Source organism: Rhizobium sp. CCGE 510 (assembly GCF_000292525.1).
Taxonomy (GTDB): domain Bacteria; phylum Pseudomonadota; class Alphaproteobacteria; order Rhizobiales; family Rhizobiaceae; genus Rhizobium.
In genome coordinates this window covers 713,351-734,883 of record NZ_AEYF01000044.1, presented here as the reverse complement: position 1 = coordinate 734,883, position 21,533 = coordinate 713,351, and the positions used below count along the sequence as shown (strand labels likewise).

The 21,533-nt window shown below is 61.2% G+C and carries 18 protein-coding genes; 5 read left to right on the top strand and 13 right to left on the bottom strand.

Going from position 1 to position 21,533, the window contains the following annotated elements; translation table 11 throughout:
- Nucleotides 1–54: 54 nt before the first annotated feature.
- A complete protein-coding gene (locus RCCGE510_RS23665; RefSeq protein WP_007634155.1) occupies nucleotides 55–810 on the bottom strand; it encodes a 3-deoxy-manno-octulosonate cytidylyltransferase in 756 nt (251 codons plus the stop codon).
- Nucleotides 811–963: 153 nt separating this feature from the next.
- Between RCCGE510_RS23665 and RCCGE510_RS23660 the strand changes: the two genes are divergently transcribed.
- Nucleotides 964–1,521 carry a cytochrome c family protein gene (locus tag RCCGE510_RS23660; protein WP_007634153.1) on the top strand — a complete coding sequence of 186 codons (558 nt, stop codon included), beginning with the start codon at nucleotides 964–966 and terminating at the stop codon, nucleotides 1,519–1,521.
- 72 nt (nucleotides 1,522–1,593) lie between these two features.
- Here the strand turns inward: RCCGE510_RS23660 and RCCGE510_RS23655 are convergent, their stop codons facing one another.
- Nucleotides 1,594–2,541: an AEC family transporter gene (locus RCCGE510_RS23655; RefSeq protein ID WP_007634152.1), complete on the bottom strand. Its 948-nt coding sequence runs from the start codon at nucleotides 2,539–2,541 to the stop codon at nucleotides 1,594–1,596.
- 476 nt (nucleotides 2,542–3,017) lie between these two features.
- Here RCCGE510_RS23655 and RCCGE510_RS23650 point away from each other — a divergent pair, with 476 nt between their 5' ends.
- Entirely contained in the window at nucleotides 3,018–4,010 is a 993-nt protein-coding gene (locus tag RCCGE510_RS23650) for an adenosine kinase (RefSeq protein WP_007634151.1), read from the top strand.
- Here RCCGE510_RS23650 and RCCGE510_RS23645 read toward each other — a convergent pair.
- The gene (locus tag RCCGE510_RS23645) at nucleotides 4,003–4,542 is read right to left on the bottom strand and encodes an SH3 domain-containing protein (protein ID WP_007634150.1); all 540 of its coding nucleotides are present in this window, start codon (nucleotides 4,540–4,542) and stop codon (nucleotides 4,003–4,005) included. The genes RCCGE510_RS23650 and RCCGE510_RS23645 overlap by 8 nt on opposite strands.
- A gap of 117 nt (nucleotides 4,543–4,659) precedes the next feature.
- On the opposite strand from RCCGE510_RS23645, the gene RCCGE510_RS23640 reads away from it, so the two are divergent.
- The gene (locus RCCGE510_RS23640) at nucleotides 4,660–5,727 is read left to right on the top strand and encodes a D-glycerate dehydrogenase (protein WP_007634149.1); all 1,068 of its coding nucleotides are present in this window, start codon (nucleotides 4,660–4,662) and stop codon (nucleotides 5,725–5,727) included.
- 19 nt (nucleotides 5,728–5,746) lie between these two features.
- Here RCCGE510_RS23640 and RCCGE510_RS23635 read toward each other — a convergent pair whose 3' ends face one another.
- The 3 genes from RCCGE510_RS23635 to recF are packed head-to-tail and all read right to left on the bottom strand — an operon-like array spanning nucleotide 5,747 to nucleotide 8,177.
- Complete coding sequence (locus RCCGE510_RS23635) at nucleotides 5,747–6,235, bottom strand: GNAT family N-acetyltransferase (RefSeq protein ID WP_007634148.1); 489 nt, start codon at nucleotides 6,233–6,235, stop codon at nucleotides 5,747–5,749.
- Nucleotides 6,232–7,056 carry a molybdopterin-synthase adenylyltransferase MoeB gene (locus tag RCCGE510_RS23630; RefSeq protein ID WP_007634147.1) on the bottom strand — a complete coding sequence of 275 codons (825 nt, stop codon included), beginning with the start codon at nucleotides 7,054–7,056 and terminating at the stop codon, nucleotides 6,232–6,234. The genes RCCGE510_RS23635 and RCCGE510_RS23630 overlap by 4 nt, the downstream gene beginning before the upstream one ends.
- A complete protein-coding gene (recF, locus tag RCCGE510_RS23625) occupies nucleotides 7,053–8,177 on the bottom strand; it encodes a DNA replication/repair protein RecF (protein ID WP_007634146.1) in 1,125 nt (374 codons plus the stop codon). Before recF ends, RCCGE510_RS23630 begins: the two co-directional genes overlap by 4 nt.
- A gap of 376 nt (nucleotides 8,178–8,553) precedes the next feature.
- Here recF and RCCGE510_RS23620 point away from each other — a divergent pair, with 376 nt between their 5' ends.
- On the top strand, nucleotides 8,554–8,919 hold the full coding sequence (locus RCCGE510_RS23620) for a helix-turn-helix transcriptional regulator (RefSeq protein WP_007634144.1): 366 nt from the start codon (nucleotides 8,554–8,556) through the stop codon (nucleotides 8,917–8,919).
- A gap of 69 nt (nucleotides 8,920–8,988) precedes the next feature.
- On the opposite strand, the gene RCCGE510_RS23615 is transcribed toward RCCGE510_RS23620, so the two are convergent.
- The 7 genes from RCCGE510_RS23615 to RCCGE510_RS23585 all read right to left on the bottom strand — a co-directional run bounded on the left by RCCGE510_RS23615 (nucleotide 8,989) and on the right by RCCGE510_RS23585 (nucleotide 18,914).
- The gene (locus tag RCCGE510_RS23615; protein ID WP_007634143.1) at nucleotides 8,989–9,189 is read right to left on the bottom strand and encodes a hypothetical protein; all 201 of its coding nucleotides are present in this window, start codon (nucleotides 9,187–9,189) and stop codon (nucleotides 8,989–8,991) included.
- Nucleotides 9,190–9,572: 383 nt separating this feature from the next.
- Nucleotides 9,573–10,703, bottom strand: a complete 1,131-nt coding sequence (gene dnaJ, locus RCCGE510_RS23610; protein WP_007634142.1) for a molecular chaperone DnaJ — start codon at nucleotides 10,701–10,703, stop codon at nucleotides 9,573–9,575.
- Nucleotides 10,704–10,789: 86 nt separating this feature from the next.
- The gene (gene dnaK / locus RCCGE510_RS23605) at nucleotides 10,790–12,706 is read right to left on the bottom strand and encodes a molecular chaperone DnaK (protein WP_007634141.1); all 1,917 of its coding nucleotides are present in this window, start codon (nucleotides 12,704–12,706) and stop codon (nucleotides 10,790–10,792) included.
- Nucleotides 12,707–13,089: 383 nt separating this feature from the next.
- Complete coding sequence (locus tag RCCGE510_RS23600) at nucleotides 13,090–15,429, bottom strand: transglycosylase domain-containing protein (protein ID WP_007634140.1); 2,340 nt, start codon at nucleotides 15,427–15,429, stop codon at nucleotides 13,090–13,092.
- A gap of 291 nt (nucleotides 15,430–15,720) precedes the next feature.
- The gene (locus RCCGE510_RS23595; protein ID WP_007634139.1) at nucleotides 15,721–15,942 is read right to left on the bottom strand and encodes a hypothetical protein; all 222 of its coding nucleotides are present in this window, start codon (nucleotides 15,940–15,942) and stop codon (nucleotides 15,721–15,723) included.
- A 512-nt stretch (nucleotides 15,943–16,454) separates the two neighbouring features.
- Nucleotides 16,455–17,144, bottom strand: a complete 690-nt coding sequence (locus RCCGE510_RS23590; RefSeq protein WP_037079481.1) for an SH3 domain-containing protein — start codon at nucleotides 17,142–17,144, stop codon at nucleotides 16,455–16,457.
- Between the two features lie 381 nt (nucleotides 17,145–17,525).
- Entirely contained in the window at nucleotides 17,526–18,914 is a 1,389-nt protein-coding gene (locus RCCGE510_RS23585) for a dipeptidase (RefSeq protein ID WP_007634137.1), read from the bottom strand.
- Nucleotides 18,915–19,135: 221 nt separating this feature from the next.
- Between RCCGE510_RS23585 and RCCGE510_RS23580 the strand changes: the two genes are divergently transcribed.
- Nucleotides 19,136–21,520: an EAL domain-containing protein gene (locus RCCGE510_RS23580; protein WP_007634136.1), complete on the top strand. Its 2,385-nt coding sequence runs from the start codon at nucleotides 19,136–19,138 to the stop codon at nucleotides 21,518–21,520.
- The last annotated feature ends 13 nt before the right edge of the window (nucleotides 21,521–21,533 follow it).

Below are 21,533 nucleotides of genomic sequence, written 5' to 3'. Positions count from 1 at the left end.
TCTAACTCTTTAATTGAGAACAGGATTCAGATTTTAGGCCAACCGAGCCTAAAATCATCCTGTTCTGGCGGAGAGGATGCGCCGCGCTATTTCGAGGTCGGCGGGAGTATCGACACCGAGCGGAACCGTGTCAACGATCTCGACGTCGATGCGCATGCCCGCCTCCAGCGCCCGCAGCTGCTCCAGCGATTCGCGTCTTTCGAGCGTTGAAGGCCCGAGCGAGACGAAGCGTTCCAGCGCTGCGCGCCGATAGGCGTAAAGGCCGATATGGTGGTAGAGCGGACCCTTGCCGTAAGGTGCGGTCGCACGCGTGAAATAGAGCCCGCGCAGTCGGGTGTCGGAAACGGGCGAGCCGACAACCTTGACGATGTGCGGCGCGGTTTTATCCGCTTCATTGTCGATTTCCGTCGTCAGCGTGCCGATATCGACCGCCTCGTCCTCGAGAGGGCGTAAAGCCGCGCGCACGGTTTCCGGATCGATCGTCGGCAGATCGCCCTGGACGTTGACGATGAATTTCGCCTTGCCGGCAGGATCGACTTTCTTCAGCGCCTCGAAGATCCGATCGGAACCCGATTGATGATCGCTGCTGGTCATGACGACTTCGAAGCCGGCGGCAGAAACGGCATCGAACACCCTGATGTCGTCGACGGCGACGACGACGCGGCCGATGGCCGCCTCCCTGGCGCGCATCGCCACCTGGACGATCATCGGCAGCCCGCAAATATCGGCAAGCGGCTTGCCCGGAAGCCGGGTCGAGGCCATGCGCGCCGGGATCAATACAAGCACGTCATCTAAATTTGAATCACTCATTGGTCGGGCCTTCTATTCCGGGCTGAAAAGTGTCAAAAAGTCTCACGCACAAGACCATTTAGACAGTTGCAACGATCAGCCAAAAGACATAGGTTCCGCGCGATTTCAAGATGGTCGGGTTATGGTCTGCCGGCTGCAAGGGGAGCATTGCAGATGAATTCATACGTCAATACGGCCGTTGGGGCGCTGCTCGGAACGATTTTCGTTCTGATGTCGGTCTCCATCGCGTCCGAAGGGATCTTCCATTCCGAAGCGCCGGAAAAGGAAGGTTTCGCGATCGTTGCCGAAGAGGCGCCCGCCGCCGGTGGCGAAGCTGCGCCTGCCGCTGCTGCCGTTCCGATCGCGCAATTGCTCGCTTCTGCCGATGCCAAGGCTGGTGAAACGGTCTTCAAGAAGTGTCAGGCCTGTCATGACGGCACCAAAGGGGGACCGAACAAGGTCGGTCCCAACCTCTTTGGTGTCGTAGATCGCCCGATCGCCTCGCATGAAGGCTTTGCCTATTCCGCTGCCATGAAGGATTTCTCCAAGGGTAGCAGCGAGAAGTGGACCTTCGAATTTCTCAACAAGTTCCTGATGGCGCCGAAGAAGGATGTTCCTGGCACCGCGATGGGCTTTGCCGGTCTGCCGAAGGATCAGGATCGCGCCAACGTTATCCTCTACCTGCACACGCTCGCCGATTCGCCGGCGCCGCTGCCGACAGCGACGCAGTGACGCGGACGGAATAATCGCATGTCATAGAAGCCCGGCCCGCGAAGCCGGGCTTTTTGTTGTGCAAAGAGTTTTTCAGGCACCCAGGAAATAGGCCCAGAGCGACACCGTGATGGCGCCGAGCGCCGTCGTCACCGTAATCGTCGAGGCCGCGATGCTATGACCGACGCCGAATCGGTTGGCGATCAGCCAGGCGTTGACGCCTGTCGGCACCGAGGACGTCAGCACGATCGCCGCCGTCCATTCGGGGCTGAGCCCGAGTAGACGGCTTGCCGCCCACACACAGGCCGGCAGCATCAGCAGCTTCAAGCTCGACGTGACACTGGCGATGCCGAGATTGCCGGAAATCCCGTATTTCTCCAGCGCCATGCCGAGCGAGATCAGCGCCGCCGGACCGGCAATGCCGGCGATCTGCTTGACGACCGTTGCCAGGGTTACAGGCATGGTGAGACCGGAAAGATGCATGGCCATGCCGGCCGCAAGCCCGATCACCAGCGGATTGCGCACGAGATTGACGGCGATCTGGCGAAGCACGAGCGCCATGCTGCGATCGCTTTTGCCGGCGATCTTGCGCTCGGCACGCTCCATCAGCACCGTGCCGGCGACCATCATCACCGGCAGATGCACGGCAAGCAGGATCGACAGAGCCACCAGCCCCTCGTCGCCGACAGTCCGCTCGACCAGCGGCAGGCCGATGAAGATATTGTTGGCGAAGGCGGAGGAAACGCCGGCCAGCACGCCGATCCGTTCGTCGCGGCCGAAGAGGCGCGTGGCGGCGATATGGCCGGTCGCCCAGGTGATGGCAACGCCTGAGAAATAGACGATCCATAGCCGGAAAGGCGAGGCGCCATGAAAATCGGCCTCGGCGATGGTGCGGAAGAGCAGCAGCGGCACAGCGATCTTGAAGACGAATTCGCTGAGCGCTTCTCCGACATTCGATGCCATCAAGCCGCTGCGGACGATCACCCAGCCGATGAGGATCAGGATGAAGATGGGAAGAACGTCGAGAATGATGGCTGACATAAGGGAGGCTGCTTTGCGCGGGGGGAGTATCAACCTCTACTGCATAATTCCTCGAATCGGAATCAGTTTAAGGAGAAAATTATCCAGCAATTCAAAGTTCTACAGTCCTGCGCGTCTGAGGATTGAAAGCCAATCGCCAATCCGGCCGCATCCGCAAAGCAAAAAAAGCGGGCAGAGCCCGCTTTTCCGCTCCGGTCTTGCCGGATATCCGGATCGCAATGCTGCCAGTTCATCCGTGGTCAGCATCACGCCGGTAAGATCGAAGGGATCATCCCTCGTGCGCCCGACTGCAACTGAAAGCTGCTCATGCCGGTCTTCTTGCGACTATTTCTAGATTTTGAAGATGACATGGGCATGACGAATAAGCGGCAGATTTGCGAAGAAATAGCGACGCCATCCACCATTTATCCTTCCAAACTGCAGAAATTTCGCTAAGACCGAACCCCGGCTATCACAAATCCGGGACTCCCCATTTCATGACAAGATTCGATGTTCTGACAGTCGGCAACGCAATCGTGGATATCATTGCCCGTTGCGACGACCAGTTCCTCATTGACAACCAGATCACCAAGGCGGCGATGAACCTCATCGATGCCGAGCGCGCCGAACTCTTGTATTCGCGCATGGGACCGGCGCTCGAAGCCTCCGGCGGCAGTGCCGGCAACACCGCCGCAGGCGTGGCTAACCTCGGTGGCAAGGCAGCCTATTTCGGCAATGTCGCCGCAGATCAGTTGGGTGACATCTTCACCCACGACATCCGCGCCCAGGGCGTTCACTACCAGACCCGGCCCAAGGGCACCTTCCCGCCGACGGCGCGTTCAATGATCTTCGTTACCGAGGATGGCGAGCGTTCGATGAACACCTATCTCGGCGCTTGCGTCGAACTCGGGCCTGAGGATGTCGAGACCGACGTCGTGGCCGACGCCAAGGTCACCTATTTCGAAGGTTATCTCTGGGATCCGCCACGCGCCAAGGAAGCGATCCTCGATTGTGCCCGCATCGCCCATGAAAACGGCCGGGAAGTGTCGATGACGCTGTCCGACAGCTTCTGCGTCGGCCGCTATCGCGGTGAATTCCTCGATCTGATGCGCTCCGGCAAGATCGATATCGTCTTCGCCAATCGCCAGGAAGCGCTGTCGCTCTACGAAACCGACGATTTCGAAGAGGCGCTGAACAGCATCGCCGCCGATTGCAAGATCGCCGCCGTGACGATGAGCGAGGACGGCGCCGTCATTTTGAAGGGCCGCGAGCGTTATTACGTCGATGCGATCAGGATCAGGGAAGTTGTCGATACGACGGGTGCCGGCGATCTCTTCGCCTCCGGCTTCCTCTACGGCTACACGCAGGGACGCTCTCTGGAGGATTGCGGCAAGCTCGGTTGCCTCGCCGCCGGCATCGTTATCCAGCAGATCGGCCCGCGCCCGATGACCTCGCTGTCCGAGGCCGCCAAGCAGGCAGGGCTTATTTGAAGGCTTCGCCGGGATAGGCGCCCCAGATCTCCGACTGCGCCACCCAGCCGGAGGCGCCGTCGGTTTCGGCGCGGCACCAGTCGCCGTTGCATTCGCCGATCGTCACCATTACGCCGGGTTCCAGCTTGGCGACGATCGATGCGGAGGGCTGCGCCTCGCGGCGCAGATTGACAAAGACGCCCTTACCCTTCGTCTTCATCCATGGGGCGGCGATCGCCGCACGCTGGCCTGACAGCAGCGACTGGTTGACCCAGCCTTCGGTGCCGTCGGCATCGCGGATGCGGCGCCAGTTGTCGTATTCCTGGATGATCTCCACCGGCAAGCCGGATTTCAGGTACATCCACGAAACGGCATAATCCGTTCCCGGGCCGATGCGCAGGTTGACGCGCTTGGATTTCAGCGTGACGAAACGCGGCAATGGCAGTCCGCTTGGACCCTTGGCGGCCTGCGCATGGGCAAATTCAGCTGTTCCCATGGATGCGGCCAGAGCGATGGCAAGGGCGAGGCAGGACTTCAGGACTTTGCTGCGCATGGAAGTTTCCGTTTGCTCGAATTCGCGGGCAGGCCCGGCCTGTTCGCGGTCCGGGCTCTGACATTCCCCGGCTGCACCGCGAGTTTTGTTTGTCTTCGCGTGCGGGTCTGGTAGAAAATGCCCGGATGGGAAAATTATCACCCCTCTTGGTTAAAGACCTCTGAACAAGGCACCACAGCCAACCATGACAGCGAAGAAAAACCGAAGGTCTACATCACCCGCAAGCTGCCCGATGCCGTCGAAACCCGCATGCGGGAACTCTTCGACGCCGAGCTGAATATTGACGACGCGCCGCGTTCCGTTCCCGAGCTTGTCGCCGCGGTCAAGACCGCCGACGTGCTGGTCCCGACCGTCACCGATCGCATCGACGCGGCGCTGATCGATCAGGCGGGACCGCAGATGAAGCTGATTGCCAGCTTCTCCAACGGCACCGATCACATCGACGTCGAGGCGGCGGCGCGCAAGGGCATCACCGTCACCAACACCCCGAACGTCCTGACCGAGGATACCGCCGATATGACCATGGCGCTCATTCTGGCGGTTCCGAGAAGGCTCGGCGAAGGCGCACGGGTGCTGACCGACAAGCCCGGCGAATGGGCCGGCTGGTCTCCCACCTGGATGCTCGGCCGGCGCATTCACGGCAAACGCATCGGCATTGTCGGCATGGGGCGCATCGGCACGGCGGTGGCCCGCCGCGCCAAGGCTTTCGGTCTGTCGATCCATTATCACAACCGCAAACGCGTCAATCCGGCCGTCGAGGACGAGTTGGAGGCGACCTATTGGGAAAGCCTCGACCAGATGCTCGCCCGCGTCGACATCGTTTCGGTCAATTGCCCATCGACGCCGGCGACCTTCCACCTGATCTCGGCCCGCCGGCTGGCGCTGCTGCAGCCGACAGCCTATCTCGTCAACACCGCGCGCGGGGACGTCGTCGACGAAGCTGCGCTGATCAAGTCTCTGAGGGAGGGTCGGATCGCCGGCGCCGGCCTCGACGTCTTCGAAAACGAGCCCGCCGTTAACCCGAAGCTCGTCAAGCTCGCCAATGAGGGCAAGGTCGTGCTGCTGCCGCATATGAGTTCGGCGACGATCGAAGGCCGCATCGATATGGGCGACAAGGTCATCATCAATATTCGCGCCTTCATCGACGGCCACAGGCCGCCGAACCGGGTGCTGCCGGGCCGTTAAGGGACGCTGCGTGGTGATATCAGGCGGCGCGGATCTGAGGAGCAAGAACCTTGCGCATCTCGACGAATGTCGTTCTGGCAAAGCCGGGATGCGCCTTTTCGGCCGTTCTGGAAAATCCCCAGGCGGCAAACACGGCGTGATTGTCGGTAAGTTCGATACGCGTCTCCAGCCGTAGAACCGGAAGACCGAGCTTTGTTGCCGTCTGTTCGGCAATCGCCAACAGCCGCTTGCCGAGGCCCTTGCCCTGCACCTCGGGCAGAACGGCGAGCTTGCCGACATAGAGGCAATCGGCCTCCGGCCGCAGGAACAGGCAGCCGATCAATTTTTCGCCGTCAATGGCGACATGGCCGATCTCGGCACCGGCCTTTTCGGCCAGTGACTCCGCCGTCAGCTTCAGCGCCGAGGATGGCGGATCAATCCTGCCGTTCATCGAAGCGAAGGCGGCGAGGATGAGCGCGAGCAGTTCGTCCCAGCGTGTGAAATGATGATCAAGAGCAATAATCGTCATCCGGCCTGTCTTTCTGTCGTGCGGCGTCGTTTATAGCGCACAGTGTCGAACCGGGCCTTGAGGGCGTCGTAGAGCAACAGGCGCCCGACCAGCGGCTCCCCGGTGCCGGTGACGAGCTTGATCGCCTCCATCGCCATCATCGTGCCGATGACGCCGGTGAGCGCGCCGATGATGCCGGCCTCGGCGCAGGCCGGAATCAGCCCTGCCGGCGGGGCCTCAGGAAAGAGGTCGCGATATCTGGGGTTGGGCGTCCCGTCCTCGGCGCTCTCATAGGGTTTGAGAACTGTCAGCGAGCCATCGAAACGCCCGACGGCGCCGCTGACGAGCGGAATGCGCGCTTCCTCCGCCGCATCGGCGGCGGCGTAACGCGTGTCGAAATTGTCGGAGCCGTCGATCAGCAGATCGAAGCCGGACAGTTGCCGGCGGGCAGTCTCTGGAGAAAAGCGTTCCTCGAAGCGGATCAGCCGGACATGCGGGTTGAGCCTTGCGATGGCGAAGCCGGCACTTTCCGTCTTCAACTCGCCGATCGTGCCGGAATCATGGATCACCTGGCGTTGCAGGTTCGACAGCGACACCCGGTCGTCATCGACGATGCCGAGTGTGCCGATCCCGGCTGCGGCGAGATATTGCAGTACCGGCGCACCGAGGCCGCCGGCACCGATGACCAGCACACGGGCGGCTTTCAACCGCTGCTGGCCGGCGCCGCCGATCTCCGGGAGCAGGATGTGGCGGTGATAACGGGCGATTTCGTCCGGGCTGAGCGGTTCCATGGCGCCGATATTATCATGGCGCCCGGCGATGGGAAAAGCCGTCTCCGTCATTCAGAAGCTTTCCCGTCGGCAACGGTCAGGAACTGCGCCCTCTCACCGAGCGCTGAAAACATCGCGCGATCCGTTCCGGTCATGAAGGCCTGGCCGCCGAGCCCGTCGATGAGGTCGAACAGCGCGGCGCGGCGGCCCTCATCGAGATGCGCGGCGATCTCGTCGAGCAGCAGGATCGGCGCATGGCCGGTGAGATTGCCGACGAGGCGCGCATGCGCAAGCACCAGGCCGACAAGCAGCGCTTTCTGCTCGCCGGTGGAGCAACGTTCGGCCTCCATCGCTTTTTCGCGGTGGTGCACGATGAGGTCGGCCCGGTGCGGCCCCTCCAGCGTGCGCCCCGCGCCGGCGTCGCGGTAACGGCTCTCTGCCAGCATTGCCGCATAGTCGTCCTCGAGATCGACCGAGGGCCGGGAAAACTGACCGTCCATGAAGCCGGAGAGCTGCAGCGCAGCCGAAGGGAAGGGGGAACTTTCCGGCCTTTCCTCGATTAGCCGGGTCAGCAGGCCGAGCATCTCCTGTCGGGCAAGCGCCATGGCGATGCCGAGGCTGGCCATTTGCTGCTCGATACCGGCAAGCCAGGACGGGTCGAAGCGGCCTTCGTCCAGCAATTTGTTGCGGCTGCGCATGGCACGCTCGAAATCGCTGGCGCGGCGGCCATGGGCGGGATCGAGCGACAGCACCAGCCGGTCGAGAAAGCGGCGCCGGTCGGAGGAGGCGCCGGTAAACAGGCCGTCCATCGCCGGTGTCAGCCAGAGAAGGCGCAGATGGTCGGTCAGTTCGTCGGCGGTCTTGGCGGGGGTGCCGTTGATCCGCAGTCTGCGCGAGGTGGTTTCCTCGCCGGTTTCGATGCCGGTGCCGATCTCGACTTCGCCTTCCATGCCGTCGAGCGCGGCGAAGATCGAAAAACCGCCGGCCGCACCGACGCGGGTAATGTCGCCATAGGCGGCGCGGCGTAAGCCCCGGCCAGGCGAAAGCAGCGAGACCGCCTCCATGAGATTGGTTTTGCCGGCACCGTTGTCACCCGTCAGCACGGCATGCCGACCGTCAAGCGCAAGGGCCGCTGCCGCATAGTTACGGAAATCTGTCAGCTTCAGACGGGAAAGAGCAACCTTGTGCGGCATCGAATGTCCGGAATCGTAAAGCGTGACAGCTAAGCCTAAGCGGCGTTGATGGCAAGGCTCGCAGCGTCGTCGCCGTGGAACGTTGTCGCTGCTCCGGTCTATGTGCGATTAGCTCCGAACACGACGCGACGCGGGATCAACTTTCGCTTAAAAATACAACCTTTGGAAGAGGCTCCGACGTCGCCGCGGCAGTATCGGCGAGGGTATTTTTCAGTCCTTTCGAACCCCGGATATTCGGGGTTTCGTCACAATCGTCTTGGCCGTCTGACGTAACGTAAGGCTCAAAAAGGCAAGTTGAATTTTGCAACTGCTGGGTTGAGTTATCCAGCAAAAACGATATGGTAAACGAACTGTTTATGTATCAGAGAGTGATGAAGTGCCAGATCCGGTTGATATTATCGTAGGTCGCAACGTAAGACAGTTTCGCGCCCTTCGCCGTGTTTCCCAGCTCGAGTTGGGTGAAGCACTCGGACTGACGTTCCAGCAGATCCAGAAATACGAAAAAGGGGCGAACCGCGTTTCTGCCAGCAAGCTGCATCAGATCGCGGTTTTTCTTGATGTCGAGATCTCTGCCCTTTTCGAGGGAGCCGGCATATCGCAGTTCGCCAGTCGCATCGAACTCAGCCCCGACGCCTATGCGCTTGCGCTGAGCTACGACAGGCTGAGCTCGCCGGCAGGCAAGGAAGCAGTCAAAACCATAGTCACCTTGATGACTGGCGAAGCGGCCGAAACCGCCGCCTGATTCCACCGAGCGCGACGGAGAGCATGACCTGCCCGGAGCCGGAGCGAATCTGAAAGATTGCGACGCGTTTTAGTGGATGTCGCATTCGTGCAGCGCCATCAGCAGATCGTCCTGCGTCTGGTGGCCGGCATGATAGAGGTCGATCGCGATGCTGGCGACGGAAAGCCCCTGCTGGCTGCGAAGCTTGATGTTGCGCTCGGCGCACCATGTGTAGAGGGCGCCGGCGAGAACGTCGACATCGTCTGACTGGGAGGAAAAGGCTGGCGCCATGGCAGATACCCTTGGTTGGTTGTTCCCGCTAGAGCGCCGCGTATCGAAAATCGATTTTGATTTTCGGGTTATGCGCTGACGGCAGAGACTGAATTCATTTGGAAAACTTGCAAGCGACATCACGTGGCTGCGTTAACGCAAGTCGTGTTCCCATGCGCAGCCGTGTCGATCTGGGACACGTCGGCGGGATGTGCGGCAAATGTTTCAAATCGGGATCTGCTGAACGAAAAAGCCGGAGGCGTTTCCGTCCCCGGCTTTGTAAATGGCGATATCGATTGCGGCCAAAGCCCATCGCATCAGATTTGCTTCATGCGACGCGCTTTGCCTCTGTTTTTACGCAAGTCGTTATCCCGGAACCGCTACATTTTTCCGGGCGACATGCATCAGCCTTCGAAGAATTCCTTCATCCGGGCGAAGAAGCCCGTCGATTCGGGGTTGTTCTCCTTCGAGGAAAGCTGCTCGAATTCCTGCAGCAGTTCGCGCTGGCGCTTGGTGAGCTTTTGCGGCGTCTCGATCTGGATCTGGATGTAGAGGTCGCCCGTCTGCGCCGAACGCAGCACCGGCATGCCCTTGCTCTTCAGGCGGAACTGTTTGCCGGCCTGCGTGCCCTCCGGCACACTGACACGCGACTTGGTGCCGTCGAGCGTTGCCACGTCAAAAGTTCCGCCGAGAGCGGCCGTCGTCATCGAGATTGGAACGGCGCAATAGAGATCGGCTCCGTCGCGCTGATAGAACTCATGCGGTTTGACGGACAGGAAGATATAGAGGTCGCCTGCCGGCCCGCCGCGGGCGCCGGCTTCACCCTCGCCCTGCAGGCGGATGCGTGTACCGTCCTCTATGCCGGCCGGAATATTGACCGAGAGCGAACGCTCTTCCGTCACCCGGCCCTGGCCGTGGCATTTCGGGCAGGGATCGGGAATGATCTGGCCGCGGCCGTGGCAGGTCGGGCAGGTCCGCTCGATCGAGAAGAAGCCCTGTGCGGCACGCACGCGCCCGCTTCCCTGGCAGGTGCCGCAATTCTTCGGCTGCGTGCCGGGCTTGGCACCCGAACCCGAACAGACGTCGCAGGTGATCGAGGTGGGAACGCGGATCTGCGCCGTCTTGCCGGCGAACGATTCTTCCAACGTTATTTCCATGTTGTAGCGGAGATCGGCGCCGCGTTCGCGGCCGCCTGACGAGCGCTGGCGCGCACGCCCTCCGCCCATCATCTCGCCGAAGATATCTTCGAAGATGTCGGAGAAGCCGCCGCCGCTGGCAAATCCGCCGCCACCGCCGCCCATGCCGCCATGCTCGAAGGCAGCGTGGCCATAACGATCATAGGCCGCCCGCTTCTGCGGGTCCTTGAGCATCTCGTAGGCTTCGTTGATTTCCTTGAACTTGCGTTCGGCGTCCTTGTCATCCGGGTTCTTATCCGGATGGAATTTCATCGCCAGCTTGCGGAAGGCGCTCTTCAGCTCTTTCTCGTCCGCCGTCTTGGCTACACCCAGAGTTTCGTAATAGTCCGCTTTTGCCATTAAGGATTAAACCCCGGAAATGGATTTTCCGGCTGCCATGGTGAGCAGCCGGATCAGATGTTGAAGCATAACCACGCCGTCGCGGATTACGCGGACTTCTTGCGGTCGTCGTCCTTGATTTCCTCGTAGTCGGCATCGACGACATTGTCGCCGCCTTCCGCGGAGGCATCGCCCGCAGCGCCGCCTTCGGCCTGCTGCGCTTCATAGATCGCCTGGCCGAGCTTCATCGACACTTCCATCAGCGTCTGGGTTTTCGCCTTGATGTCGTCGGCATCCGGCTCGGATGCTTCCGATGCCGTCTTCAGCGCGGCGATTGCATCCGAGATCGCGGTGCGGTCGGCCTCGGAAACCTTGTCGCCATAATCCTTCAACGACTTTTCCGTGGAATGGATCAGGCTTTCGGCCTGGTTCCGGGCTTCGACGGACTCGCGACGCTTCTTGTCCTCGGTGGCATGGGCTTCAGCATCCTTCACCATCTTCTCGATGTCGGCGTCGGAAAGTCCGCCGGAAGCCTGGATGCGGATCTGCTGTTCCTTGCTGGTGCCCTTGTCCTTAGCCGAAACCTGCACGATGCCGTTGGCGTCGATGTCGAAGGTGACTTCGATCTGCGGCATGCCGCGCGGCGACGGCGGCAGGCCGACGAGGTCGAACTGGCCGAGCAGCTTGTTGTCGGCAGCCATCTCACGCTCGCCCTGCGAAACGCGGATGGTAACGGCCTGCTGGTTGTCTTCGGCGGTCGAGAAGGTCTGGCTCTTCTTCGTCGGGATCGTCGTGTTGCGTTCGATCAGGCGGGTGAAGACACCACCGAGTGTCTCGATGCCGAGCGACAGCGGCGTCACGTCGAGAAGCAGCACGTCCTTGACGTCGCCCTGCAGAACGCCGGCCTGGATGGCGGCACCGAGCGCCACCACTTCATCCGGGTTGACGCCCTTATGCGGCTCCTTGCCGAACAGCTGCTTGACGACTTCCTGTACCTTCGGCATGCGGCTCATGCCGCCGACGAGAACCACTTCATCGATTTCGGCGGCGGTGACGCCGGCATCCTTGAGCGCGGCCTTGGCCGGCGCGATCGTGCGCTGAACCAGATCGTCGACCAGGCTCTCGAGCTTGGCGCGGGTCAGCTTCAGCGTCAGATGCTTCGGGCCGGAGGCATCGGCCGTGATGAACGGCAGGTTGATTTCGGTCTGCTGCGAGGACGAAAGTTCGATCTTCGCCTTCTCCGCAGCTTCCTTGAGGCGCTGCAGGGCAAGCTTGTCGTTCTTCAGGTCGATGCCGTTGTCGCGCTTGAATTCGCCGACGAGATATTCGACGAGGCGCATGTCGAAGTCTTCACCGCCGAGGAACGTATCGCCGTTGGTGGACTTCACTTCGAAGACGCCGTCGCCGATCTCGAGGATGGAGATATCGAAGGTACCGCCACCAAGGTCGTAGACGGCAATCGTCTTGCCTTCTTTTTTGTCGAGGCCGTAGGCGAGTGCGGCAGCGGTCGGCTCGTTGATGATGCGCAGAACTTCAAGACCGGCAATGCGGCCGGCATCCTTGGTTGCCTGGCGCTGCGCGTCGTTGAAATAGGCAGGAACGGTGATGACGGCCTTCTCGACCTTTTCGCCGAGATAGGATTCGGCCGTTTCCTTCATCTTCTGAAGGATCATCGCGGAAATCTGTGCGGGCGAGTAGCCCTTGCCATTGGCTTCAACCCAGGCATCGCCATTGTCACCCTTGACGATGGTGAAGGGAACGAGGTGCTTGTCCTTCTCGACGGTCGGGTCTTCGTAGCGGCGGCCGATCAGGCGCTTGACCGCAAAGAGCGTGTTCGTCGGGTTGGTGACTGCCTGGCGCTTGGCCGGCTGGCCGACGAGGCGTTCGCTGTCCTCGGAAAATGCCACCATGGAAGGGGTCGTGCGTGCGCCTTCCGCATTCTCGATAACCTTCGCGTCCTTGCCGTCCATGACTGCGACGCAGGAATTCGTCGTTCCAAGGTCGATACCAATTACTTTTGCCATGTCATTCTCTCCTTGAAGCAAGCTGTCGGAACCCCGAGAAGGCATTTCCCTGACAGCCCCTTACGGGATGGGTCTACTTGATATTACGCAATCGTGATTGCGGTGATGCGGCGTATATAAGGAGCGGTTTTCTGGACTGCAAGGCGAGAAATCGCCCGGAATCCAGCAAAACGAATGTGTTGCATTCATTTTTTACAGTCACCGGGAAGGAGGTCGCCCCATGTCCGGAAAGCCGCCGATTTCTGATGCCTGTCGTCCTCACGTGTGAAGCGGTTCCGGAATAACGAAGTGCATCAAAACAAAGACCAAAGTGCGTCGCTAAACCAATTCCGACGCAGCGCGCTTGTAAGCATCGGGCCTGCGCCGCGCATGCAGCAAAGCTCTCACTGACCCATGATCAGATCGAGCAGCGTCGTGCGCCGCGGCTGGACGGAAGAGGTTGTCGGCGCCGCCCCGACATCGCCGGGTGGAACCATGCCCTCGTAGCCCGAACCGCCGCCTTCGGCAATGTCTCCAGGCGGAACCGGGCCGTTGCCGGAGGTCGTCGGTTGCTGTCGGGCAGGCGCTTGCGGATAGCGATTTGCATTGTCGTTGCCGCCGAAGACGCCGGAAATGATCCCGCCGATGGTCGACGGCGGCGCTTCGGCCGTCATCGGTTGCCCGCTGCCTGATTGTCCATTGCCGGGTGCCGACTGCGCCATCGGCTGACCATTGTTCGGATCGGCGATCAACTGGCCGTTGCCGAAGAGCGGCGCCGGCGAAAGACCCTTGTGGGCGGCGATCATGAATTCCTTCCAGGCCTTGGCGGGCAAGCCGCCGCCGGTCACCTTCTTCATCGGCTTGCCGTCATCATTGCCGAACCAGACTCCGGTGGTGAGGTTGCTGGTGAAGCCGACGAAGAGCGCGTCGCGCGAATTCTGCGTCGTGCCGGTCTTTCCTGCCGCCTGCCAGCCGGGGATCTTGGCGCCCTTGCCGGTGCCGTTGTCGATGACGCCCATCATCATGGCATCCATTTCGGCGACGATCTGCTCGGACAGCACCCGCGGCGGGCTGTCATAGGTATTTTCGTAGAGAACCTTGCCTTCGGCGGTCGTCACCCGGCGGATGACGTGCGGCGTCGCCTTGTAGCCGCCGTTCATGAAGGCGGCATAGGAGGCCGTGAGTTCCATCAGCGACACTTCGGAGGTGCCGAGCGCGATCGAGGCGTTCGGCTGCAGCTCGCTTTCGATGCCGAGCCGATGGGCAAGCTTGATCACCTGATCCGGCCCGTCATACATGACCAGCTGGGCGGCCACCGTATTCAGCGACTTGGCAAGTGCGGTCGCCAGCGTCACGTCGCCATTGTATTTCTTCTCGTAATTTTCGGGCGTCCAATCGCCGATCCGGATCGGCGCGTCATTGAACACCGAATAGGGCGTCAGCCCCTTCTCGAGTGCGGCAGCATAGACGAAGGGCTTGAATGAGGAGCCTGGCTGGCGCTTGGCCTTGACGGCGCGGTTGAACTGGCTCGTCGCATAGTCTCTGCCGCCGACGAGCGCTCGGATCGCACCGGTGCCGTCGATCGACACGAGGGCTGCCTGCGAAGCGTCGAGCTTCCCGCCCTCCTTGTCGAGCACGTCGACCAGCGATTGCTCGGCCTTCTTTTCCAGCGACTTGTCGATGGTCGTATCGACGATGACATCTTCCTTGACGTCGCCGATCAGGCCCGGCAGCTCGTCCATCACCATGTCGGCGACGTAGTGTCCGGCCCCCGACCAATAGCTTTTGGCCGAAGCCGGGGTCTGCGACATTGCGGTCTTGACCTCGGAATCGGTGATGAAGCCCTGTTCGCGCATTGCCGCAAGCACGAGCTGGGCGCGCGCATTCGCGGCTTCCGGGTCGCGGGCCGGTGAAAGTCGCGACGGCGCCTTGAGCAGGCCGGCCAGTACCGCGGCCTCGCCGAGGTTCACGTCACGCGCCGATTTATTGAAATAACGGCGTGAAGCCGCTTCGACGCCATAGGCGTTCGATCCGAAGAACACCCGGTTGAGATACATCGCAAGGATCTGGTCCTTGGTGTATTTCTGCTCCAGCCAGAGCGAGAGCAGCACCTCTTGCACCTTGCGTTCCAGCGTCCTTTCAGGAGAGAGGAAGAGGTTCTTGGCAAGCTGCTGCGTCAGCGTCGAGCCACCCTGCACCATGTGGCCAGCCGTAAAATTGGTCACGATCGCCCGGCCGAGGCCGAGCGGATCGACGCCGAAATGCGAATAGAAGCGCCGATCCTCGATGGCGATGACGGCTTCCGGAATATACGGCGACATGTTTTCGAGCGATAGCGCTTCGCCGCCGGTGGCGCCGCGATTGGCGATGATGCTGCCGTCGACGGCGGTGATCTTGACGTTCGGCGGCCGTTCCGGGATTGCCCATGTACTGGCGCTCGGCATGCGCGAACCATAATAGACGACAAGCCCGGCAACGCCGATGCCGGCCCAGATGAACAGCACGACGCACCAGTAGATCACACGGCGCAGGAAGCCGAAAAAGCCGCCGCCTTCGCGCTCCCTCGGCTCGCGCCGCTGCCGGGGGGCGGCACGCTGCGGCGGGGGTTTGGAGCCGCTGCGCCGCGGGAATCGGCCTCCGGCAATGCGATCGTCGGCATCGAGCGAAAACGCGTCATCGTCGCGTGCCGGGCGGCCGTTGAAGGACGGTTCGATTCTGTCGCCTGATCTGCCTCTGCCTGCCATCGCCGACCGGTCACACCCCATGTTCGATCGCGAAGCGTGACTTCGCACAACGGCGCTCTTCTACAGCGCCGCGCATCTGAAAAAGATGCGCAAAGGACGCTGGAGGACTTTGAACTGCTGCAGAATTTCATCCTTAGACCGATTCCGATCTAAGGAATTATGCATCAGGCGCCGTGATCACCGACTGAACTGTAAATGCGGCGATTTAACGGGGTGTTAATAATGGAAAGCAAAGCAGAACGTGTCGATAAAGCGCGTCGCGTCATTCGATGCGCTTTAACTCTATGCATGTCAGAACTGGCGGGCTTCGTAATCGTCGAGCGTTTCCGGGTCCTGCTTATATTCCCACTCGCCGAAATGAAAGCGGCGCCAGATCTGGCCGGAAGGGTTGAGCTTCGCCCCATCGGTAAGTCGCACAGGAAGGAGTGGGTTGTGTTTATGCCAAACGGTCACATCCATGGCGGCTGCCCGAGCGCCGAAAAGCCCCAGAAAAGCCAGGTAGTCTTGCGTCATCAGGATCCCGCCTCGAACGGATCAAAATCGATCCGCAACGTCTCAAAACTGCAACAAAGAATCCCGCAAGACAAGAGCATCAAGGGTGCTCTCACATCAAATTGTCGTCGGCCTGTTGCAGGCATGGATGCCCAGTCATGGCGACTGTCAAAATCTCACATGGATCGTCCCGGATTGCGCTCGCTGCGTGCATGCTTTTCGCGCGGCAATACCGGATTCCCACACAGAGCAAGGCCGGGGGAAGATCTTCATGGGCGTTACGCCGAAATGCGCGCGCTGCTTTCGCCGCAGATCTTCTGTCTGCTGGTCGGAACCAATCGGCGCCGCGATTGTTTAGGAAGAAGCGGGACAACCCCTCACGTCCCGCGCATGATCGGCCGTCTCCCCTCAACACGCGCCGATCGACATCAGGCCCGGTGCATCCCTCTTGGGAGCGCCGGGCTTTTTCTTGAATACCCGCCGGTGCCCGGGGAAACCTCGAAGGGGACGGCGCTGCGGCCGCCCTTCAGATCTCATTGGTCGCAGGAAGGATCGCCGGGCCGGCAATCAAAATCCCTGCCATTGGGTCTGCGATCTCCATCTCTCCGGTCGCTCCGTCGATTGTCGTCGCGCCCACCCTGATCGCCATTTCGATTGCGCCAGTCTCTATCGCCGTCCCGGTTGCGATCCCCGTCGCGCCAGTTCCGATCGCGATCCCGGTTATCCCGATCCCTGTTATCCCGATCGCGATTGTCCCGATCGCTGTTGTCCCGATCGCGGTAGTCGCGATCCCGATTGTCGCGGTCGCGGTAATAGTAGTCCGGGCCGCGGCTCCAGCGGTCGCGCTCGCGATAGAAATCACGGTTGCGGTAGTAGCGATCCCAGTAATTGTCGACGCTGAAGCGGATGACCGGGATGCCGAGCGGACGGTAATATTGCGGGCCGACATAGATACGGCGTTGCTGGTAAAGCGCCTGCACATATTGGCCGGAAACCCAGCCGCGGCCGCCGTAGAATTCCACATCGCACCAGTTGACGTCGGAAAGGCACCCGCGGATCTCGACGGAAGAACCGGCGGGTATGACCGCGACGGCGGGATATCGGGTGCTCGGACCGGCGCGCATGTTGACGTTTGCCGTCGAATAGCCTTCGGCAGCCTGCGCGATAACAGGCGCCAGCATGAACAGACCGGCCGCGGCGATTTTAGCAAACAGATTTTTCACGCTTTTCTCACTCCTCGTGGGCGCATTTTCGGGCAGCGCCTGGCTGCACTTGCCTGGCATATGCCATCTGAAACGAAGGTTAAACGACACCCGCACTTGTGAGAGCGTTATCATTATCCTTGTCTTTCAATGGCTTATATGCTGTCCGCGATGAACGTAGCTTGAACGGAGAAATTGCCGAAGATCCCTCGAACCCGTGCAATGCTTCCGATAATCCCGGGCGCTCCGTGCGCCGTTAACGATCCGTTAACCTTTCGGAGGCAGTCTGGCTGCAATACCCGCTTCTCCTTGACCACGGATGAACTGGCACTGAGCGAGCGGATGACGAAAGGCCGGTTTTAACCGGCCTTTTTGTTGTTGCGATCTGGCACGGCGTTTCCCTCAGGCGGCGAGCGCCTGAAGAATCCGGACCCAGGAACGGATACCCTTGTGGTAGGAGACAAGCTCGTATTTCTCGTTCGGCGAATGGATGCGGTCATCGCTGAGGCCGAAGCCGACGAGCAGCGATTCCATGCCGAGCATCTTCTGGAAGTCGCCGACGATCGGGATCGAGCCGCCCATGCCGATGACGATGGCGGGTTTCGGCCACTCGTCGGAAAGCGCGGTCTTCGCTTTGGTCAGAACGGGCGAATCATAGGAGAGATGAATCGCCGGCGAGCCGCCATGCGGATGGAACTCGACAGAGCAATCGGCGGGAATCTTCGAGCTGACATAGCTGCGGAAAGCCTCGCGGATGGCGGCCGGATCCTGCGTGCCGACGAGGCGGAACGAAACCTTCGCCGAAGCCTTGGCGGCGATCACCGTCTTGAAGCCTTCGCCGGTATATCCGCCCCAGATGCCGTTGATTTCGGCAGTCGGCCGCGCCCAGGTGAGTTCGAGCACCGAACGGCCCTTTTCGCCCGAGGGAACGGAAAGGCCGACTTCGCCGAGAAAGCTCTCCGCGGTCTTGCCCAGCGTCTCCCATGACGCCTTGATGTTCTCAGGGGTTTCCTCGACGCCGTCGTAAAAGCCGTCGAGCGTGATGCGGCCGGTCTCGTCATGCAGGCCGGCGAGAGCCTCGACGAGGATATGGATCGGGTTGGCGGCAGCGCCCCCGAACAGACCGGAATGCAGGTCGCGGTCGGCGGCCGTCACGGTCACTTCCTCGCCGACAAGGCCGCGCAGCGCTGCGGCGATCGCCGGCGTGTCGCGGTCCCACATGCCGGTATCGCAGACCAGCGCATAGTCGGCCTTGAGTTCGGCGGCATTGGCTTCGAGGAAGGGCTTCAGCGACGGCGAACCGGATTCTTCCTCGCCCTCGAAGAGAATGGTGACGCGGCAGGGAAGCGCGCCCTGGACCTCCTTATAGGAGCGGCAGGCCTCGAGGAAAGTCATCAACTGGCCCTTGTCGTCGGAGGTGCCACGGCCGGTCAGGATCTTGCGGCCGTCGCCGACATCCTTGATCGATGGCTCGAAGGGGTCGTTTTCCCAGAGCTCGATCGGGTCGACCGGCTGAACGTCGTAATGGCCGTAGAACAGAACGTGCGGCGCCTCAGTGGAAGCGGCGGCATGATGGGCGACCACCATCGGGTGGCCTGGTGTGTCGCGCACCGAGGCTTCGAAGCCGAGCGTCTGGAGATAGGCGACGAGCCATTCGGCGGCCTTGCGGCATTCGGCTTTGTAGGCGGGATCGGTGGAAATCGACTGGATGCGCAGCAGCTCGAACAGTTTTTCGAGGCTTGATGGGAGGTTCTGATCCGCGCGCGAAAGCACCGGTTGTATATCGGTCATTTTCGACTCCTTTTCGAAATTTGGCGGGACGATAGACCAAACCAGGAAAGCAGGCGAGGCGGAAAAAGCAAAAAAACAGCGGCGCGCGAAGGGGCTGAGAAAACGTGGATAGGCTCTCGTGGAGGGGTGTCTCGCGATAATAAAGAAAGATCTAATTCAATTTACAGTTAATTAGCACAACCTAAATAGCATCGACCAAAACCAGCTGTTCGGGGGCACAGATGTTTTCGGTCATTGCATGTATACGCGACAATCACGATTGGCGGCTGGTCATAGCCGCGGCCGTGGTCTGCCTGGTTGGCGTCATGGCGGCGATGCTGCTGTTTTCCCGTGCCCAGGACTGCGACGCCGGAAGCCGCAAGCTCTGGATCGGCGCGTCGGGCTTTGCCTTCGGCACCGGCGTATGGGCAACGCATTTCATCGCGATGCTCGCCTATGACGGTGGCACGCCGATAAGCTACGCGCTCGACCTGACGCTGCTTTCCTTTCTGCTGTCGGTGATCGGCTCATGGGTGGCGATCCTCGCCGCTTCGCAACGTGACGGAAGGTTTGCCTCCATCCGCGGCGGCGTGCTGATGGCGCTCGGCATCGCCTCCATGCACCTGACCGGCATGCAGGCGATCGAGGCGCAGGCGGCAATCCTCTACGATCCTCTGATGACACTGACTGCGGTCGTTGCCGGGATGCTTCTGTCGAGCGCCGCCTTCCATATCTTTTTCGGTCTGAAGGGCATGAGGCGTCTCCTCACCTCATCGCTGGTTTTCGTCCTCGCCATCTGCACCCTTCACTTCATTTCGATGGGCAGCATCACGCTCGTGCCGGATCCCGGCATGGAGGTTCCCACATCGATGCTCGACACCAGGGTGCTCGCCGCGATCGTCGTGGTGGCGGCAACGGCTCTTATCCTGGTCGCGCTTGCCGTGGTCTTCGTCCAAAGCCATCTGACGGATCTGCGCGGACTTGCCAATGCCTCGCAGGAGGGGCTGCTGATTCTGCGCGAAGGCCGGATCATCGATGCCAACGAGCGGTTCCAGGCTTTGTCTGGCTGGAAGCTTGCCGATCTCTCGGGTAAGGCGCCATCGGATGTGCTGACGGTCGTTCAGGGACCCCGGGAGAACAGGCCCGGCGAGACGCTGCTGAACACCCGCACCGGCAGAGAGATTGCCGTGGAAGCGAGCTCCAGCAGGATCGTTTATCGTGGCCGCAATTGCGAAGTGCTGGCGGTGCGCGATCTCACCGAGCGCAAACAGGCCGAGGAGATGATCGAGCATCTCGCCCACCACGACGTGCTCACCGATCTGCCGAACAGGTCGCTGTTCGACACCCGCATCCGGCAGGCGCTGCAGGTGGCGGAACGAAAGAACACCGAGGTGGCGCTGTTCTGTCTCGACCTCGATCGGTTCAAGGCCGTCAATGACATCTTCGGCCACGCCGAAGGCGACCGCATTCTCCGCAAGGTTGCCTCCATCCTGCGCCGGGTGGCCGGTGAAAGCGATACGATCGCCCGGCTCGGCGGTGACGAATTCGCCATCATCCAGTCCGCTGGGCAGCAGCCGGCGTCGGCGCAAAAGCTTGCGGCTGATATCATCGACGAATTCGCCGCCGAGATGGACACGGCCCGTGACCCCACCGCCGTCGGCGTCAGCCTCGGCATCGCGCTCTATCCAAGAGATGGGTTCACGGCCGAAGAACTCTGCAACAACGCCGATACCGCACTCTACCGCGTCAAACATGATGGTCGCGGCAGGGCCTGTTTCTTCGACGCGGAGATGGACGAAGCGGCGCGGAACCGCCGCCAGATCGAAAGCGACCTGCGCCATGCGATCATCCGCAACCAACTCCATGTCAACTATCAGCCGATCCTCAATGCGCAGAGCGGCGAGATCAGCGGTTACGAGGCCTTGATGCGCTGGCACCGGCCGGGCCACGGCATGACTGAGCCCGACATTTTCATCCCCGTCGCCGAGGAAAGCGGTTCGATTGTTCAACTCGGCGAATGGATATTGCGGCAGGCCTGCATGGAGGCCGCGCGCTGGCCGCAGCCGCTGACGATTGCAGTCAATGTTTCGCCGGTGCAGTTCATGCTGCCCAACCTATGCGAGCGGATCGAGGCGGTCCTCGCCGAGACCGGGCTCGCACCCGATCGGCTGGAGCTTGAGATCACCGAGGCAGCCCTGATCCGCGATCGCGACCGGGTGATGGCAATGCTGCAGCGCCTGCGTAAGGTGGGAGTGCACATTGTCATGGACGATTTCGGCACCGGCTACTCTTCGCTCTCGAACCTGCGTTCGTTTCCTTTCGACAAGATCAAGGTCGATCGCAGCTTCACCGGCGTGCTGGAGCATGACGCGGCGGCGCGATCGATCGTGCGCGCTATCATCGGTCTCGGCCACAGCCTCGGCATGCCCGTCGTCACCGAGGGGGTGGAAACGGAGATGCAGCGCCGGATCGTCGTCGAGGAAGGCTGCGCGCAGGTGCAGGGCCTGTTGCTCGGCAAGCCGGATATCGAGCCGAGCTTGAAGCCACTCGTTCGTAAAAGCGTCCTGTCGGGGCAGGCCGGATCCGGCATGCCGCCGCGACGGCGCACACGCCTTATCAGCGAATAATCTCAGCGAATAA

Bases quoted from the DNA above. Each gene is read 5' to 3' on its own strand.
- RCCGE510_RS23665 (WP_007634155.1), bottom strand. From the start codon at position 810: ATGAGTGATTCAAATTTAGATGACGTGCTTGTATTGATCCCGGCGCGC.
- RCCGE510_RS23660 (WP_007634153.1), top strand. From the start codon at position 964: ATGAATTCATACGTCAATACGGCCGTTGGGGCGCTGCTCGGAACGATT.
- RCCGE510_RS23655 (WP_007634152.1), bottom strand. From the start codon at position 2,541: ATGTCAGCCATCATTCTCGACGTTCTTCCCATCTTCATCCTGATCCTC.
- RCCGE510_RS23650 (WP_007634151.1), top strand. From the start codon at position 3,018: ATGACAAGATTCGATGTTCTGACAGTCGGCAACGCAATCGTGGATATC.
- RCCGE510_RS23645 (WP_007634150.1), bottom strand. From the start codon at position 4,542: ATGCGCAGCAAAGTCCTGAAGTCCTGCCTCGCCCTTGCCATCGCTCTG.
- RCCGE510_RS23640 (WP_007634149.1), top strand. From the start codon at position 4,660: ATGCCCGGATGGGAAAATTATCACCCCTCTTGGTTAAAGACCTCTGAA.
- RCCGE510_RS23635 (WP_007634148.1), bottom strand. From the start codon at position 6,235: ATGACGATTATTGCTCTTGATCATCATTTCACACGCTGGGACGAACTG.
- RCCGE510_RS23630 (WP_007634147.1), bottom strand. From the start codon at position 7,056: ATGACGGAGACGGCTTTTCCCATCGCCGGGCGCCATGATAATATCGGC.
- recF (WP_007634146.1), bottom strand. From the start codon at position 8,177: ATGCCGCACAAGGTTGCTCTTTCCCGTCTGAAGCTGACAGATTTCCGT.
- RCCGE510_RS23615 (WP_007634143.1), bottom strand. From the start codon at position 9,189: ATGGCGCCAGCCTTTTCCTCCCAGTCAGACGATGTCGACGTTCTCGCC.
- dnaJ (WP_007634142.1), bottom strand. From the start codon at position 10,703: ATGGCAAAAGCGGACTATTACGAAACTCTGGGTGTAGCCAAGACGGCG.
- dnaK (WP_007634141.1), bottom strand. From the start codon at position 12,706: ATGGCAAAAGTAATTGGTATCGACCTTGGAACGACGAATTCCTGCGTC.
- RCCGE510_RS23600 (WP_007634140.1), bottom strand. From the start codon at position 15,429: ATGGCAGGCAGAGGCAGATCAGGCGACAGAATCGAACCGTCCTTCAAC.
- RCCGE510_RS23595 (WP_007634139.1), bottom strand. From the start codon at position 15,942: ATGACGCAAGACTACCTGGCTTTTCTGGGGCTTTTCGGCGCTCGGGCA.
- RCCGE510_RS23585 (WP_007634137.1), bottom strand. From the start codon at position 18,914: ATGACCGATATACAACCGGTGCTTTCGCGCGCGGATCAGAACCTCCCA.
- RCCGE510_RS23580 (WP_007634136.1), top strand. From the start codon at position 19,136: ATGTTTTCGGTCATTGCATGTATACGCGACAATCACGATTGGCGGCTG.